Source organism: Nocardia bovistercoris (genome assembly GCF_015674855.1).
In the GTDB taxonomy this organism is placed as follows: Bacteria; Actinomycetota; Actinomycetes; order Mycobacteriales; family Mycobacteriaceae; genus Nocardia; species Nocardia bovistercoris.
Genome location: NZ_JADMLG010000028.1, coordinates 39360 through 56400, shown reverse-complemented (window position 1 = coordinate 56400; position 17041 = coordinate 39360). Strand labels below are relative to the sequence as shown.

The window sequence follows — 17041 nt, the reverse complement described above, 5'->3', positions numbered from 1 at the left end:
CTGGCCGCCATCGCGCGACGCGGGCAGAGCACAAGGCCCTGTCGACGGGTTCTTCGGTCACCCGGGCTGGGGTAGTACTGCCCTTTTCGCCACTCCCCTGATCGGACAGGCTCGAGGTATGACGACCCCGGCACACCACCCGCCCGGCACGGATCCCGCCGCGCCGCTGGGTATGCCCGCGATCGCCCTCGCGGTGGTCACGCTGTGCATACCGCTGCTCGCGATCGACGCGGTCTCCGGATGGATCGCGGACTACGGATCGCTGACGTACGCGGCGCTCGCCTTGTACGTCGCCTGCGCCTTGCATCTGCTGCGCTGGGGTGTGTCCATTCGCCGCACCGCCCTCTCCGTAAAGGTCTCGCCATGAACACCCGAAACGACAGTCATGTTCCGAAGCTCGCCGCGCCGGTGGTCGTCGGCGTCAACAGTTCCGCGGGCAGTCGTCAGGCGCTGCGCTGGGCGGCCGAGGCCGCCGCGACATCGCATCGTCCGCTACGCATCGTCTTCGGTCTCGACCTGTTCCGGTTGAGCGCGACCGTCGAAAGCCGCGAGGCGATCACGCCGGCGATCATCGATTCGATGCGCGGCAACGCGCACACCGTCCTCGTCGATGCCGCCGAACTCGCCCGACAGATCGCCCCCACGATCGACATCGATGTCGAAATCTGCGACGAATCTCCCGCCAAGGCCCTCATCGAACGGTCCGAATCGGCGCATATGGTCGTGCTCGGCGCCACCGGTGACGTAGGCACCTTCGGTCACCTCGGTTCCACACTGCTCAACGTGACCAGCCACGGACACGGATCGATCGTCGTCGTCCGGGGCGGGGAGCGACCGCCCGAGGGGCCGGTGGTGGTCGGCATCGACGGCAGCCCCGTCAGCGAATCCGCGATCGCCGCGGGCTTCGCCGAAGCGTCCGCGCGCGGCGCGCGCCTGGTCGCCGTGCACTCCTGGAGCGACTGGGGCACCGGGGATTTCGCGGGAAAGCACCCCGTCGTCATCGACGCGAACCAACTGGAGACCGCCGAGCAGGCGATCCTCGCGGAACGGCTGGCGGGCTGGCAGGAGAAGTACCCGGATGTGGAGGTGATCCGCAAGGTGTACTTGGCAGGTCCGACCCAGACGCTGATGCAGTGGTCGGCGCGCGCTCGATTGCTCGTGGTCGGCAGTCGAGGTCGCGGTGGATTCACCGGCCTGCTGCTCGGCTCCACGAGCAACTACCTCGTCCAACACGCCGACTGCCCGGTACTCGTCGCGCACTCCGCGTGAATACGACATCTCAGCCAACGAAGGGGCAAGCGGTGCCCGAACACGAATCACCGACCGTTATCACGGTGACCATCAATCCCACCGTCGACATGACGATGACGACACCGCGGTTGACCAGTGGCGGCAAGAATCGCGCCGACGGGCCGACTGTCCAGGCGGGCGGAGGCGGCATCAACGTCGCCCGCGGCATCCGAAGACTCGGCGGCTCGGCTCTGGCGGTGCACACCCGGGGCCGCGAGATCGGGCACTATCTCGATCGCCTCCTCGATGAGGAGGGGATCCCGCATCGAGGCGTCGATATCGACCGCGAGACCAGAACCGCCTTCGTGGTGGCCGAGGAATGGACGGGCCACAGCTACCACATCGTGCCACCCGGCCCCGAACTCACCGAGACCGATGAGCGCCGCCTACTCGAGACCATTTGCCGGGAGGCTGCGGGCTGCCGCTATCTCGTACTCACCGGCAGCCCGACCCCGCGGCTGCGTGAGGACTTCTGCGCCGAGATCATTCGCTCGCTCGCCGATACGGACACTCGAATACTGTTGGACGTGACCGCGCCCCAGCTACGGAAAGCCCTCACGAACGAGGTATTCCTCATCCGCTTGGACCGCGCTACCGCCGAAGATCTCACCGGTACACCGATCGAGACGTTCGAGGACGCCCGCGCCGCCAACGAGCACCTTCTGGACATCGGCGCCACCGCCAACGCCGTCACCACGGTCGGGGCGCTCGGAGCCGTCTACTCCACCCCGCGAGCTCATCACGAACTGCCCGCACCCGCGCTCGTCGACGGCCCGCGCAGCGATGCCTGTGCGGGTGACAGCCTCGTGGCAGCGCTCACCCACCACCTCACCCTCGGGACCCGCCTCGAGGAAGCCGCGGCGTTCGCAGTGGCGGCCGCCGCCGCGACCGTGGCACTACGGGGGACCCAGATGTTCACCCGCGCCGAGGTCGAGCGGCTGCGCGCGGCCATGCCCGCAGGCAGGCGCGTAGCGCGCTGACCGTGCGCGCCGCGAGAAACCGGGGGCGCCGCCGCGGAACACGGTGGCGCTTCCGGCGCGGGACTCGCCGCAGATCGCGCGGCGATCAGATGGTCATCGCCCCCGCAGCCGCTGCGCGAGGGTCGCCCCGACGACCACGGCCACGACAGTGACCCACCCGAGCACCGCCACCGCACGATTGACATCCAGCGCGGGCTGCCATCGCAGCCGCCCCTCGCGGATCACGTAAGCGCCGATCGGCCTACCACCCATTCCGAATCCGACACCGCGACCGCCATTTTCGGCTCCCCCTGCATCTCCACCGCCACCGCCCCCCGACACCGCGGCCGCGGGAATCACGATGATCCCGTCCTTCTCGACCGGCTCGCCGTACACGCGTTCGACGGTCATCGATTTCCCCGCCATCGCCAAGATCTCGTCGACTTTCAGCATCGTCTTCTCCTCGCACAAGGTCGTCGGGCGACCATCCGGTATCTGGTCGAAATCCATTCTCGGACCACCGAAACGTGGATCTCAGAGTCGATCGACCTCGAACTCGCGACATGCTCCCCCTTTGCGGCGGGCCATCGGACCCGGGGCCGCGGGTGCTCACGGGCACCTGCCCTTCGTCCTCGCCTCGAGGGCACTGCGCCTCTCCCGCGCGCGACACGTTCACGGCCACACTGTTGGCAGAGCTCACCGCCACCACCCATCGCATCGCATCGCATCGACGCGATCATGTCGACACCGCCACGACGGCGAACCGTACGGGCGCTGCCCGGACACCGGTCTGCATCGCGGCCTTCGCACCGGAAAGGAAAGTAACGTGAACTGGCCCCTAGCGGCGGTGATCATCGCCATCGTCTTCGCCTTGATGATCGTCATCACCACCTATCTGTCGACCAAACGGCAATGAAGCCCGCGCGTCGACGTTCGCGAATCGAAGAATCCTCCGCTCGAGCGACGCCACCGGGATGCGCCGGGGAAAAGGAGACGTGATGGACGCCGCCGTATTCGATGACACCGCACCCGACGACGCCACGGTCCGCGCGGTGCTGGAGCGCGCCGATCGCGCGCCCTCACTGCACAACAGCCAGCCGTGGCGCTGGCACTGGAACGGCGTCCGGCTCGCGCTGCACGTCGATCCCGACCGGCTGCTGCCCTCCACCGACGCGTTCAACCGCCAGGGCATCATCGGCTGCGGAATCGCATTGCACCACGCCGCGACAGCATGCGCCGCGGCGGGCTGGCAGCCACGAATCCGGCGATTTCCAAAGCCGACGGACCGGACATGTCTGGCCACACTCGAATTCGACGGCCGCGGCGACGTTCTCGATACCGATTCCGAACTCGCCGCGGCGATCGACCACCGCTACACCGACCGCGCGCCCTACACACCGGCGCCGCACTGGCCAGATCTCGTACCCGTTCTCGACGAACTCTGCCGCCGACACGACACGCGACTGCTCACCATCGATGCGGCGTCCCGCGCGACCCTGGCCGAGATCTCCTGGACCGCCGCGACGACGCGACGCCACGATCCCCACTACCGAACCGAACTCATGTGGTGGCTGGGCGGCGCGGGTCCCGACGCGGGCGTACCCGCCTCGGCGATACCCGCGCGCGAGGACATCGAGCGGGTACCCACGAACCGCGTATTCCTCCCCGGCACCGCCGATCCCGGACCCGAACAGCAGGATCATGCCCACATCGTGGCGCTCACGAGCCCAGACGACACGATCGAATCACTGCTCGCCTGCGGCGAGGCGCTCTCGGCGGTCCTGCTCGAATGCACAGTCCACGAACTGGCCACCTGCGTGATGAGCCATCTCACCGAACTACCCGCGACCCGAGCACGCGTCGCCACCGCCATCGGAGACCCGCACCCGCAGATCTTCCTCAGGATCGGAAGCGCCACCGCCCCCATGCCGCCGCGCACACCCCGCCGCCCCGTCGAGGACGTACTCGAGGCAGGCTGACCCGCGAGTGGCGCCTCGGCTACCGAGCCTGGCCTGCGGGCGAGCACTCGCGCCCCCAGCCGCAGGCGGCGCGCCGCCGGATTCCGCTGCCGGTCATCGAGGCGACCGTGATCACGCCGCCGACGAGGCGTTGGTCGCGGATCGTGACCGGATCACCGGCAGGTCGCGCCCGCGCAGGTCGTCAATTCCTCGAGGCGCCGGTCGAGATCGGCGACGAGGTCCGCGTGCGCCGCCCGGCCTTCGGCGGTCTTGACGAGATTGGTCAGCTGGTAGGGGTCGGAGACCAGGTCGTAGAGCTCGTATTCTCGTTCGGCCAGCGGACGTTCACGCTCGTACCAGCGGACATACAGATACCGGCTGGTGCGGACCGCGCTCCATGAAGGCATGTCGAGGGCGTAGATCCGGGGCGTGTCGGTGCCGGGCACCTGTTCCTGCGCGATCCCGTCCCGGCCGCCGGCGCCAGGGCCTCCGTATTCGGCGGCGAAATCGCTACGCCACGAACCGGTTTCGCCGCGCAGCACCGGCGCCAGCGACCGGCCGTCGACGGGACCGGGCGCCGCGACGCCCGCCCAGTCCAGCACGGTGGGCGCGAGATCGATGGACAAGGCCATGGCGTCGCTGCGTCCAGGGGCGATCCCCGGCCCCGCGACGACCAGCGGCACGCGCATCGACTCCTCATAGGGCGCCATCTTCTGGGTGAGGCGGTGCGCGCCGAGGCTGTAACCGTTGTCGGAGGTGAACAGCAGGTAGGTGTTGTCGAGTTCGCCGGTGCGGGCGAGGGTTTCCACGATGCCCGCCACCATCTCGTCCAGCGACTTCAGCGCGCCGAGGCGGTTGGTGTAGTCGAGATCGTTGGTCGCGGCGATCGTCGCCGCGCGCGGGCCCGCCGTATCGATGAGCCAGCTCGGCTTGTCGGAGACGTCGGCCTCCTGATAGTTCGGCGAGCGGGGCGCGGCGGTTGGCCGGGTGTCGGGTAGGTGGCGCGGCGCGGGCGGAAGGGGGAAGTGCGGCGAGGTGGAGGCCGCGTACCAGAAGAACGGCTGCCCGGATGCGGCGGACTCGGTGATGAACCTGCTCGACTTCTCCGCGATCACGTCGGTCTCGTAATCTCTCGGCGCCACACCGTATTTCACCAGCCGACCGTTCTCGTTGAGGGTGTAGTTGTAGCCGCCGTAGAGAAAGTTGTCGACACCGGCGTTCCAGTCGTCCCAACCGGGCGGAATATGACCGGGATCGTCCTCGAGGCCGTTGAGGTATTTGCCCGCCATGCCGGTCCGGTAACCCGCGCCGTGCAACGCCGTCACGAAGGTGCGTGACTCGTTGCCATTGGCCCGGAACGCCTCGAAACCACCGACCGGACCGGCGTTGGTCAGCACTCCGGTGTTGTGGCCGTAGTTCCCGGTCAATATCGAGGAGCGGGCGGCACAGCAGATCGGCATCGGCGCGAATCCGTTGGTGAATTCCACGCCTCGATCTCGCAGGAGTTCGGCGGTGCGCGGCATCGCCTGCCAGACCGGCGTCGAGGTGATATCGAGATCGTCGGCGAGGATCATCACGATATTGGGGCGTGGGTCATCGGCGGCGGAGGCGGCGGACACCGAAGCTGTCCACGCCAAAGCCCCCGTCATCACGACGGTCAACGCGCGGCGCAGCGAACGACCGGAAACCATCGGTACTCCTCGGATCGAAATATGCGGCGTCCGTGCCGGACGACACGGGAACGGAATCGACATTAGGCATCGAAGGTCGATGAACAGAGACCCCGGCGACGATCCTCACCGTTTTCTCACGGGTCGACCGATCCGCACGGCGCCGCTTGCCACCGCCCTCGAAATACGTTGTGGTGCAGGCTTTCAGGTGAGATCTGGATGAGAAGGATTAGCACTCGATGAGATTCGCCGCGCGACGGTTGTCACGGGATTCCACGCACCCATACGGTGAATTCAGTCCTTCGCGGTCCGATCACCACCGATCGCACGACCCAATTCGCGGAGGATATTCGAGAAAGGAATTCCCATGGATATGAATCGAATTCGGCGCCTCGTGGTCCAGGTCGCCACGGCGGGCGCCTTGGCCGCGATTCCGGTGGCGGCACTGGCGGGCACCGCCGCCGCGGTCGATCCCGGTCCCGGCATCGGCGTGGACGGACCCGGCGTATTCGTCCCGCGCCCGGAGGGCGCTTCGGACCCCGGCCCCGGCATCGGCGTCGACGGGCCGGGCGTGTTCGTGCCACGCCCCGAGGGCGCCTCCGATCCGGGTCCGGGCATCGGCGTCGACGGACCCGGCGTATTCGTGCCGCGGGCGGCGCCCGTCGTCGATCCCGGTCCCGGCATCGGTGTTCCCGGCCCGGGGGTGTTCGTCCCGCGCACGGGTTCGGCGGACCTCGGCGCACCGGGCCTCGGTCTGCTGCCCGGACTCGGCTGGGGGCTGCCCGGTCTGCCGGGACACCCGTTCCTGCGCTGACGACCGACCGATCGCCGCGCGGGCAGCCGAGCCCGCGCGGCGATCACCCAGCGGGCGACGGCCGCCGGTGATCAGCAACGGTCGAATCGCTCGCAGGGGCGAACTCTGCTCGGACGCTGCACCGTGATCTCGAGGTGCAGGCCGCTCGGTGGCGGGGTTGGCGCCACGGTCACCGTCTCACTCGGCGGCGCCTGTGGCTGGGCAGTGGTGAGCGCGACCGCGGCGCGACCGCGGTCCAGTTCCTCCTGGCGGCGCGCGCACGCACCGATCGGGCCGGTTCCCGACGCCCACGCCGTGGTCTCCGCCTCGGCCAGCGCCGGGAAGTAGTCGCGATCGGGCACGGGCAGTGTCGCGGCGCGCGCGGCGACCTGATCCTCGAGCGGCACGGCGGCGGTCGCCGCGCGCTCGAGCGGACTCCGCAAACCCGCTCGACCCGTGCGCAACAACTCCTCGTTCACGCTCGCGCCCACTGGAGCCGCCGCATCGGCGGCCAGGTCGGCGTCGGTGTGCACGAAAGCGGTGAGATCGTGTCCGGCACCGGCCGAGCCGTTGGCGCGGACCAGAATCACGGCCCGACCGACCGGGGCGAGCGCACCCAACCCCTCGGCGAACGCGGCCGCACCGTCCGCGTCGCAGTTGGTCACCGTCACCTGCGCCAAGGCCACCGTCACGGGGCGCGCGGTACCGATGTCGATCACCAGATCGTCGTCGCCGACCGCGGTGACGACACCTGCCAACCGCGCGGCATCCGGTATGTGGACGGCCGTGACCGGTGGCCGGTCGATGGATTCCGGTGCGCAACCGGCGAATCCTGTTACCGCGGTCGCGATCACCAGCACGCGACCGTATCGGCTGACGGGCACCATCGGACTCCTCCGTAGTCTCGGCACGGCGAGGCTATCCGGTCGCGCCGCGGCGGAGTCACCCGTGCGTTCGGACTCTCACCGTTTCCTCATCGTCACGGTCGCCGCCGCGGGCGGGCGTGCGGGCAGACTGTTACCGTGCCGCGGGTCCCGACCGTCCGCGGTGGCGCGAAAGGAGTTCCCGGTGTCACCCAAGGACGATCCCGATCGACATCGGGTGCTCGTCGTCGACGACGACCGCAATGTGCGCGAGTCCCTGCAGCGCGGCCTGGAACTCAACGGGTTCGCGGTGCTCGTCGCGGCCGACGGAGCCCAGGCCATTCGGGTCTGCACCGACGCCGATCCCGACGCGATCGTGCTCGACATGCAGATGCCGCGGCTCAACGGCCTCGGCGTCATCACCGCGCTGCGCGCCGCGGGCAACCTCGTTCCGATCTGCGTCCTCAGCGCCTACAGCGCGCCCGAGGACCGAATCTCCGGTCTGGAAACCGGAGCCGACGACTACCTTGTCAAACCCTTCGTCTTCGACGAACTCACCGCACGACTGCGTGCGTTGCTGCGCCGGTACCGCGCCGACCGCCCCGACAATCCACGCGGCGAGCCGATTTCGGTGGGCGAGCTCCACATCGATCGCGGTGGTCACCGGGTGCGGCTCGGCGAGCACGAGGTCGGACTGACCCGTCGGGAGTACGAACTGCTCCTCGCCTTGGCCGTCCGTCACGACGAGGTGCGATCCCGCGAGCAACTGCTCGACACCGTCTGGGGCTACAACTTCGACACCGACACCAACGTCGTCGATGTCTTCGTCGGCTATCTGCGGCGCAAGCTCGAGGCGACCGGCCACCCCAGGATGATCCATACCGTGCGCGGCGTCGGCTACGTGCTGCGCGCCGACTGACCGCGAGACCGCCGATGCTGTCGCTACGAACGCGCGTGGCACTCGCCGCAGGGCTCGGCGCGTCCATCATCGTCGCCGCCCTGGCGGTATTCCTCTCGGTGATGATCGCGCGCACCAATTTGAATCATCTCGACGATCAGCTCGACACCGCGGCCGAGTTGGTCGAACTCAACGCCGATACCGCCCAGTTGCTCCTCGGCCGCATCGGCGACGCGGGAGCGTTCGCCGTCACCTTGCGTGTGCACGGCGCTGTCACCGCCGCGACGACCACACAACTGCCCGAGTTGCCCGACGGCCGGTCGACCCGCACCGTCGACGGCGTCGAATACCGCGTCCGCACCCTGACCCTGCGCCGCGACACGCCGAATCCGATGACGGTGTCGGTCGCCGCGCCCACCGTACGAGCCCAGACCGTCACCCGAACCCAGCAGCGGCGGGTGCTGCTCACCGGCGCCGCTGCCGTTCTCGCCGCGACCGGGCTCGGCTGGATCTTCGGCGGCCGTGCCGTGCGGCCGCTGGTCGACCTCACCCGCCGCATCGGTACCGACTCGCTGTCCCCCGATCTGACCGGCACCGGGCGCGGCGTGCGCGAGGCCGCGCAGCTCTCGGCGGCGGTCGGGGCGATGCTGGCGCGTATCAGCGAGGCCAGAGGACAGACCCAAGCCGCACTCGACACCGCGCGGACGTTCGCCTCGACCGCCGCTCACGAACTACGCACCCCACTGACCGCCATGCGCACCGACCTGGAGGTGATGCGCGGCCTCGACCTGCCTCGCGAACAGCGCACCGACATCATCGACGACGTTCTGCGCAAACAAGGCGGCATCGAATCGACCCTGACCGCCCTCGAACAACTCGCCTCCGGTGAACTCGCCGCCGACCGCCACGGACACACCACGCTCGATCTCGTCGAACTCGCCGACGAGGCCGCCCACGACGCGCGGCGCCATCACCCCCAGACCGATATCGCCGTGCTCACCGACCCGCCGCTGCCCGTGATCGGGCACCGAGGTGGCCTACGTTCGATCCTGGACAACGCGATCACCAACGCGGTCAAGCACGGACGCGCCACTCGAGTCCACATCACCGCCCACCGCGGTCGCGACCACGTCCTGCTGCTGGTCGACGACGACGGCACCGGGGTACCGCCGGAGGAACGCGACGCGGTCTTCACCAGATTCCATCGCGGCGCCAACGCCCACCGCGACGGCTCCGGCCTCGGTTTGGCGTTGGTCGCCCAACAAGCCGAACTCCACCACGGGCGCGCCTACATCGATGACAGTCCACTCGGCGGCGCCCGACTCGTCGTCGAGATCGCCTGATCACAGCCAACGACCGCGTTCGGCGACGACCGGCTCGGGTGGCTACCCGTCGCGAACCACACACCGGAACCCGAGATGGCAGGTGGCGGTGTCTTCGGTCTGGCCTTGGCGGGCCGAGGGACGGTAGCGCAGACAGTAGTTGGCGGCGCACAGATAGGAACCGCCCTTCACGACGCGGCGCGGGAAACGCTCGTCGGTGTCCGGCTCCGGGGCGTCCACCCGAGGATTGCGGGGCGAACAGCAACTCGACGCCGGGTGTTCGGGACGGTAGTGATCGACCGTCCACTCCCACACGTTGCCGGTCATGTCGGTCAGACCGTAGCCGTTGGGCGGGTAGGACCCGACCACCGTGGTGCCGGGGTTGCGCCCCTGCCCGCGTCCGGGCTGGAACGACCACGGGAACTCCCCGACCCAGATGTTGGCCATGCGTCGTCCGGTGGGTTCGGGCTCATTTCCCCAGGCGTAGGCCGCCGAATCCAATCCGCCACGGGCGGCGAATTCCCATTCCGCTTCCGTCGGCAGCTCCTTGCCCGCCCAGTGCGCGTACGCGGCGGCGTCGGCGTAGGCGATCTGGGTGACCGGATGGCGGTCGAGTCCGTCGAGCGTGCTGCCCGGGCCGTGCGGACGACGCCAGCTCGCCCCGGGAACGTAGCGCCACCAGCGGCGCCACCGGTCCAGCGGCACCGGCCCTGCGGTGGGTCGGAACACCAAGGCGCCCGCGACCAGATCCTCCGGTTCGGCTTCGGGATAGTCCTCGGCCCGCGGTGTCCGCTCGGCGACGGTGACATAGCCGGTCTGTTTGACGAAACGCCTGAACGCGGCATTGGTCACCGGATGCGCATCGATCCGAAACGGATCCACCCACACCCGGCGCACGGGTCGTTCCTCGGGAAAGAAGTCAGCGGATCCCATCGCGAATTCGCCACCGGGAACCCGGACCGTGCCCCGCAACTGCTCCGCACCGCGCGCGGCGTCCGTCCGGCCGGGGGTCAATCGCGCGAGAACGCCGCGGCGGCGACCATTTCCAGGTCTTCGTACGGTGTGCCGCTGACGTCCTCGATGACCTGACGCATGACACCGCCGGTGAACGGGAACGGCCCTCGATAGCGCGCGCTGACCGAGTGGCCGCCGTCGCGTCCGACCCGAACCCCCTCCCCCACACCGGAGAACACCGTGGGCTGGATTCGCATGTCCGCGTAGACGCCCACCGGGTCGGCATCGATGTAGAGCACCGCCTCTCCGCTGGGTGTGAAGTCGTCGACGCGGGTACCCCGCCGCTGGTAGCGGACCCCGAGAATGTGGTCACCGGTGGGCACCGCCCGATCGGAGACGATCAGTTGTTCCTCTTCGCCGAGGAAGTTGTAGACATAGCACAGTCGCCCGTCCTGGAGGTACAAGGCGTGACCGCCCAGGCGTCCGCCGTGGGCGAAGAGCACCCCCCGCGCCGCGGGATCGGTGATCGTCGTTTCGGCGAGCAAGGCGAAGGAACGTCCGCGAATCTCGAGCGCCGCTCCCGGTCCCACTTCGGCGCTGTCCGGGTAGTAGACGACTCGATCGCGAGTCTTGTTGTAACCCGGACGATCTCGCGTGATCGTCGCGATGATGTCGAGATCGTTGAGCGGCAACCCGTTGTACTTCTCCGCCTCGGAGAACCACAGCGCCTTCAATTCCTCCAGCTTCTCGGGGTACCGGTCCGCGAGGTCCCGAACCTGACTGCGGTCGGCGTCGAGATGGAACAGCTCCCACCGGTCGGCGTCGAAATGCCCCCAACCGGAAGGACATGCCGCGTGGACGGTGTCGGCGAACCACCCCCGATGCCAGATACCCCGGGTACCCAGCATCGAATAGAACTGCGTGTGCTTGCCGATATCGGCGTCCGCGTCATCGAGCAGCGCCCGGAAACTCACACCTTCGAGAGGACGCTGCGGCACATTGCGAACCGTGTCCGGGGGTGTGATGCCGAGCAGTTCGTACACGGTGGGAGTGATATCGCAGACGTTGAGGTACTGATGGCGCAACTCGCCCCGAGCCGCGATCCGCGCGGGCCAGGCCATCAGACACGGGTCCGCGATACCGCCCTCGTGCGAGGCGTATCGCTTGTACAGCTTGTGGGGGGTGTTGAACGCCATCGCCCAACCCAGGCTGTAGTGGTTGTAGGTGGCGGGCGAACCGAGCTCGTCCAATTTGGCCAAGCCGTCATCTATGGTGTCGATGTAGCCGTTGAAGAACTTCATCTCGTTCGCCGAACCGTTCGGGCCGCCCTCGCCGCTGGCGCCGTTGTCCGAAATGGCGACGATGATGGTGTTCTCGAGTTGGCCGCTCTCCTCGAGGTAGTCCAGCAACCGCCCGATCTGCGCGTCGGTGTAGGACAGGAAGCCCGCGAAGACCTCCGCCTGCCGCCGGAACAGGCGTTTCTCGTCCTCCGACAGCGAATCCCACGGCCGCACGGTGTCCTGGGCGGGCCACGGCTTACCGTCCGCACTGGTCGCCGTCGAGTACGGATTCATCGCCGACAACTCGGTGTCCTCCGGCACCAGGCCCATGCGAATCTGGTTGGCCAGCACGATCTCGCGATATTTCTCGTAGCCCATGTCGAACCGCCCGCGATACTTGTCCGCCCATTCACGCGCCACATGATGCGGCGCGTGACCGCAGCCGGGACACAGATAGAGGAACCACGGCTTCTCGGGGGCGATCACCTTCGCGTCGCGGATGAACTCGATGGATCTGTCGGCCAGGTCCCGCGACAGGTGATAGCCATCCTCCGGGGTGTACGGGGGCGCAACGGGGTGATTGTCGTAGACGAGATTCGGATACCACTGATCGGCCTCGCCGCCGAGGAATCCGTAGAAGCGCTCGAAACCGCGGCCGAGTGGCCAGTGCCGCTTCGAGGCCGCCAGATTCTCCTCCTCCAACGGCGTCATATGCCATTTGCCCACCGCGTAGGTGTTCCAGCCACGCTCCCCGAGCACCTCCGAGCACAACGCCGTCTCGGCCGGAATTCGACCACACATGCTGGGGAATCCATCGGTGAACTCCTCGATGGTCGCCATCCCCACCGACGTCGCGTTCCTTCCGGTCAGCAGGGACGCGCGACTGGGCGAACACAGCGCGGTGGTGTGGAACTGAGTGAACTGCACCCCCGAATCGGCGATGCGGCGCATATTCGGCATCTCGACCAGGCCGCCGTAACAGTCCCAGGTCCCGATCCCGATGTCGTCCCACACCAGATACAGCACATTGGGTGCGCCGTCGGGCGCGGCGGGCTCGGTATACGGCGCCCAGTCGGCGACCGAATCGCGGATGTCGAGCGCGATGCGCCCACGGAATTCTCGAGCCATCATCCACCTCCGGGACGGGAACCATGAGGTTCACCGGTCATCGTTCGTTGGGCGCCTGGCGAGCACGGCACATCCGAATTTCCATCGTGGCCCCCTGCGCGACCACCGCGGGGACGATGCCGTGCGGTAGATCGAGCAGCCTTCCTGCACGCTATCGACCCGCCCGATATTTCGACCGTGAGTCGGACGGGACGATATACGAGGTCTGCCGAATCGTGATCCGAACCCGGACGCGCGCCCCCGACAGTCATGCCGTGACGCAGGTGAACGGATCGCCTCACAACGTGTTCGTCCCCGTCGTGCTCGGCCCCATGGATGACGATGATTACCGGCGCCTGTCGACCGAACGTCGTCTCGCCCGAATCGCGAGGATGGCAAAGTATCGGCAAACCTCAATATGTCCACGGTGAACCCGGAGCTGAGTAGGATGAAAGCATGGCGTTCCTCCGAGAATCCGAGGAACATACCGATCTCGACGGGATCGAGAAGCGGGCAACCTCGGTCGCACAGCTATTGCTGGACCGGGTCGCCGCGACTCCGAATGGGGAGGCATTCCGGTTCCGGAAGGACACCGGCTGGGACAGCGTTTCGTGGCAACGTTTCGGCGACCGCGTCGAGGCGTTGGCCGCCGGACTCGTCGCACTCGGGATCGAGGCCGAGGAACGCGTCGCGTTGTTGTCGGCCACGAGATACGAGTGGGTGCTCGCCGATTTCGCCGTGCTCTACGCGGGCGCGGCTACCACCACCGTCTACCCCACCACCAACGCCCGCGGCGTGGCGTTCATCGTCGCCGACTCGGGAAGTCGCGTCGTGATCGCCGAGGACGACGGCCAAGTCGACAAACTCGTCGAGCACCGGGCCGAATTGCCCGACCTGCGGCACGTGGTGATCATCGATGGTGCGGGCGACGACGACTGGGTGATCGGCCTCGACGACCTCGAACGGCGCGGCCGCGAGCTCCTCGCCGAATCCGCGGATGTCGTGACCGAGCGAGTGCGTGGCATCCGGCCCGAGCATCTGGGCAGCATCATGTACACCTCCGGGACGACCGGCACTCCCAAAGGCGTTCGACTACCGCATTCCGCATGGACCTACAGCGCCGCGGCTATCGACGCTCTGCATGTCCTCGGCCCCGACGACCTGAACTTCCTGTGGCTGCCGCTGTCGCACGCGTTCGGAAAGGTGATGCTGGCGCTGGCGCCACTGATCGGCTTCCGCACCGCCATCGACGGCAAGGTGGAAAGGATCGCCGACAACCTGGTCGAATTACGACCAACCATCGTGGCGGCGGCCCCGCGCATCTTCGAGAAGGCACATGCCCGCATCGAGACCGCGATGGCCGAGAAGGGCGGGATCGAGAAGAGGCTTTTCGACTGGGCCGTCGGCGTCGGCTTGAAGGTCTCACGCGCCGAACAGGCCGGACAACAGCCCTCGCGGCTGCTGAGGATAGAGCACGCGGTGGCCGACAGGCTGGTGCTCTCCAAAATCCGCGAGCGCTTCGGTGGTCGACTGCGGTATTTCGTCTCGGCGGCGGCGCCCCTCGATCGCGATGTCGCACAGTGGTTCGACGCCATCGGCGTAACAGTACTCGAGGGCTACGGTCTGACCGAGACCGCCGCCGCTTCGTTCATCAATCGCCCGGGTGAATACCGGTTCGGTACCGTGGGCCGCCCATTCCCCGGCACCGAAGTCCGCATCGCCGAAGACGGCGAGATCCTGCTCAGAAGTCCCGGGGTCATGACCGGCTATCACAACCGTCCCGAGGCCACCGCCGCGGCCTTGGACGAGTACGGCTGGTTCCGCACCGGCGACATCGGCCGAATCGATGACGGCGGCTTCCTGCTCATCACCGACCGCAAGAAGGATCTCTACAAGACCTCGCAGGGCAAATACGTCGCACCCTCGGCCATCGCCGCCACCTTCAAAGGGCTGTGCCCGTACGCGGCCGAACTCATCGTCTACGGCGAGACACGCCCCTACAGTGTCGCCTTGGTAGCCCTCGACGCGCAGACCATCACCGAGTGGGCGGATCAACACGGCCTCGCGCGCAGCTCGCTGGCCGACATCGCGCACGACGAGCGGACCCGCGCCGTGATCGCGGGCTATGTCGACCGCCTGAACACCCAACTCGACCGTTGGGAACAGATCAAGAAGTTCGACATCATCGACCACGAATTGTCCGTGGAATCGGGCGATCTCACGCCGAGTATGAAATTGCGCCGCAAAGCGGTCCTGGAAAGCTTCGCCGACGACATCGACGCGCTCTACCACTGAGCGAACCGTCGGACAGGACAATCGACCAGGTCGGACATCGCCCCGGGGCGCTGCTGGACAGGCCCGGGTACGAGGCCGACCTGTTGTGTGCCGTCAGCGGCTCACCGATTCCTCGCTGAGGTCTCCCGCGTTCTGCCCCTCGGTTTCCTCGGTGCGTCCGATCCCCATCACGCTGTCCCACCACGCGGTCAAAGGACCCGATTCGGGCCAAATGATCGGCGCGTCGTCGGGGGACGGCCCGTCGTCCCGTCTGCGACGCGATTTGCCTTTCATGGGCACTCTCCTGCTTTCGGTCCGACCGCGCACGGCGGGCTGAGCGGCGATGTGCTCAGCGGGAGGCGCCGGGCGAGTGCCCTGCTCACCGTGTGCCACTGCGGTGTTCGACCGATCTGCCCGACGGTCGGGGCCTCAGCCCGAGGGCCGTGCGCTGACACGTCGTGGTGAGGTCCGTCGAGGTCATCATCCCGGTCAATCGGCCGTCCGGGCCGATCGCGGCGAGGAGATCCAGATTCGGACGCAGCACCGCACGCGAGACCACATCGCGCAGCAAGACATCTTCGCCGACAAGCGATCCCGACGGCAGCGGGCGCGCGATCGCACGCACGGACGCCGGGCCACCGGAGACCTCGGGCATACGCAGCACATCCGACCACGACAGGACCGCGACCGGCCGACCATCCGCATCGACCACCGGGAACACCTGGTGGGCGGAATCGGCTGCGGGAGAACTCAGGAACTCCACCACCGACCAAGTGGCGGACACCGTGACCGGGTCGACGGTCATGACGTCACGGACGCGGAGCTCACCGAGTCGGTGCCGCAGTCCCGCCAGTGTCAGTTCGGCATTCGCGGCCGTGAACAGGAACCAGCCCAACAGAATCAGCCACAACCCACCCGCGTTGCCGATCACCAGCAGTTCGGCCGCGCCCAGCGCCAGCAGACCGCCTCCGCACCAACGCCCGCCGCGAGCCGCGACGGTCTCCGCCCGCAACCGGTCACCGGTTGCCCGCCACACGAGCGCGCGCAGGACCCTCCCACCGTCCAGCGGCGCCGCGGGGATCGAATTGAACAGCGCCAGAACGATGTTCATCGCCGTCAACCAGAGCAGAGTGGAGCCGAGCAGATCACCACCCGCCACCGCGGCCACCACCGCGCCGCCGAGACAGACCGCGGCCAAGCCCACACTCACCAGCGGTCCGGCCGCCGCGATCCGCAGGTCGGCGCCGGGATTCGGTGCCTCGTCACGCAATTCGGAGACTCCGCCGAGCAGCCACAACACGATCCCCTCGACCTGCACACCGTTACGGCGGGCAATCACCGAATGCGCGAGTTCGTGCGCCAACAAGGAGCCGAACAGCGCCGAGGCCCCCGCGACCGCGACCGTCCAAGTCCCGACCGACCCGCCGTACTCGTCGGCGAGCGCACCCCCCAACATCCAGGTGAACAACCCGACCGTGATCAGCGCCGACCAGTGCACTCCGATACGGACACCCGCGATACGACCCAACGGGATCGTTGCCTTCACCATGGAACGCTCCTTTCGGCAACGCACCGGCACGCGAACCGGCGACACCTCAAGGGTGATCCGTACCGTCGCTCGCCCGTAGGGGCGAAAGTCCAAGGTCGCGAGGTCACTCGTCCCGTGACCGAAC

General features: G+C 67.8%; 15 protein-coding genes. 8 read left to right on the top strand and 7 right to left on the bottom strand.

The genetic code is table 11. The features are described 5' to 3' along the window. The first annotated feature begins 118 nt into the window (after positions 1–118). The 3 genes from IT779_RS36220 (at position 119) to IT779_RS36210 (ending at position 2270) form a co-directional block, all read left to right on the top strand. Positions 119–367, top strand: coding sequence for a hypothetical protein (locus tag IT779_RS36220; protein WP_196154018.1), 249 nt, complete (start codon positions 119–121; stop codon positions 365–367). Then, positions 364–1269 (top strand): universal stress protein, encoded by a 906-nt coding sequence (locus tag IT779_RS36215; protein ID WP_196154017.1) that lies wholly within the window; start codon positions 364–366, stop codon positions 1267–1269. Before IT779_RS36220 ends, IT779_RS36215 begins: the two co-directional genes overlap by 4 nt. A 65-nt stretch (positions 1270–1334) precedes the next feature. Further along, the gene (locus tag IT779_RS36210; protein WP_196154016.1) at positions 1335–2270 is read left to right on the top strand and encodes a 1-phosphofructokinase family hexose kinase; all 936 of its coding nucleotides are present in this window, start codon (positions 1335–1337) and stop codon (positions 2268–2270) included. Positions 2271–2363: 93 nt separating this feature from the next. Here IT779_RS36210 and IT779_RS36205 read toward each other — a convergent pair whose 3' ends face one another. Beyond that, a complete protein-coding gene (locus IT779_RS36205; protein ID WP_332839120.1) occupies positions 2364–2702 on the bottom strand; it encodes a sporulation protein in 339 nt (112 codons plus the stop codon). Between the two features lie 545 nt (positions 2703–3247). Between IT779_RS36205 and IT779_RS36200 the strand changes: the two genes are divergently transcribed. Next, complete coding sequence (locus IT779_RS36200; RefSeq protein WP_196154015.1) at positions 3248–4228, top strand: Acg family FMN-binding oxidoreductase; 981 nt, start codon at positions 3248–3250, stop codon at positions 4226–4228. 152 nt (positions 4229–4380) lie between these two features. Here IT779_RS36200 and IT779_RS36195 read toward each other — a convergent pair whose 3' ends face one another. Further along, on the bottom strand, positions 4381–5898 hold the full coding sequence (locus tag IT779_RS36195) for a sulfatase-like hydrolase/transferase (protein WP_232542421.1): 1518 nt from the start codon (positions 5896–5898) through the stop codon (positions 4381–4383). A 346-nt stretch (positions 5899–6244) separates the two neighbouring features. Between IT779_RS36195 and IT779_RS36190 the strand changes: the two genes are divergently transcribed. After that, on the top strand, positions 6245–6691 hold the full coding sequence (locus IT779_RS36190; protein ID WP_196154013.1) for a hypothetical protein: 447 nt from the start codon (positions 6245–6247) through the stop codon (positions 6689–6691). Positions 6692–6762: 71 nt separating this feature from the next. Here the strand turns inward: IT779_RS36190 and IT779_RS36185 are convergent, their stop codons facing one another. Further along, a complete protein-coding gene (locus IT779_RS36185) occupies positions 6763–7557 on the bottom strand; it encodes a hypothetical protein (RefSeq protein WP_196154039.1) in 795 nt (264 codons plus the stop codon). Positions 7558–7738: 181 nt separating this feature from the next. Here IT779_RS36185 and IT779_RS36180 point away from each other — a divergent pair, with 181 nt between their 5' ends. Both IT779_RS36180 and IT779_RS36175 read left to right on the top strand, forming a co-directional pair. Continuing rightward, complete coding sequence (locus tag IT779_RS36180) at positions 7739–8452, top strand: response regulator transcription factor (RefSeq protein ID WP_332839119.1); 714 nt, start codon at positions 7739–7741, stop codon at positions 8450–8452. 35 nt (positions 8453–8487) lie between these two features. Beyond that, a complete protein-coding gene (locus IT779_RS36175; protein ID WP_332839118.1) occupies positions 8488–9774 on the top strand; it encodes a sensor histidine kinase in 1287 nt (428 codons plus the stop codon). Positions 9775–9816: 42 nt separating this feature from the next. Here the strand turns inward: IT779_RS36175 and IT779_RS36170 are convergent, their stop codons facing one another. Further along, positions 9817–10725 (bottom strand): formylglycine-generating enzyme family protein, encoded by a 909-nt coding sequence (locus tag IT779_RS36170; protein WP_269781709.1) that lies wholly within the window; start codon positions 10723–10725, stop codon positions 9817–9819. Positions 10726–10763: 38 nt separating this feature from the next. Beyond that, positions 10764–13115, bottom strand: coding sequence for an arylsulfatase (locus IT779_RS36165; protein WP_196154009.1), 2352 nt, complete (start codon positions 13113–13115; stop codon positions 10764–10766). 435 nt (positions 13116–13550) lie between these two features. Here IT779_RS36165 and IT779_RS36160 point away from each other — a divergent pair, with 435 nt between their 5' ends. Then, entirely contained in the window at positions 13551–15389 is a 1839-nt protein-coding gene (locus IT779_RS36160) for an AMP-dependent synthetase/ligase (RefSeq protein ID WP_196154008.1), read from the top strand. Between the two features lie 93 nt (positions 15390–15482). Here IT779_RS36160 and IT779_RS36155 read toward each other — a convergent pair whose 3' ends face one another. Both IT779_RS36155 and IT779_RS36150 read right to left on the bottom strand, forming a co-directional pair. Then, positions 15483–15662 carry a hypothetical protein gene (locus tag IT779_RS36155; RefSeq protein WP_196154007.1) on the bottom strand — a complete coding sequence of 60 codons (180 nt, stop codon included), beginning with the start codon at positions 15660–15662 and terminating at the stop codon, positions 15483–15485. A gap of 85 nt (positions 15663–15747) precedes the next feature. After that, on the bottom strand, positions 15748–16917 hold the full coding sequence (locus IT779_RS36150) for a site-2 protease family protein (protein ID WP_196154006.1): 1170 nt from the start codon (positions 16915–16917) through the stop codon (positions 15748–15750). Positions 16918–17041: the final 124 nt, after the last annotated feature.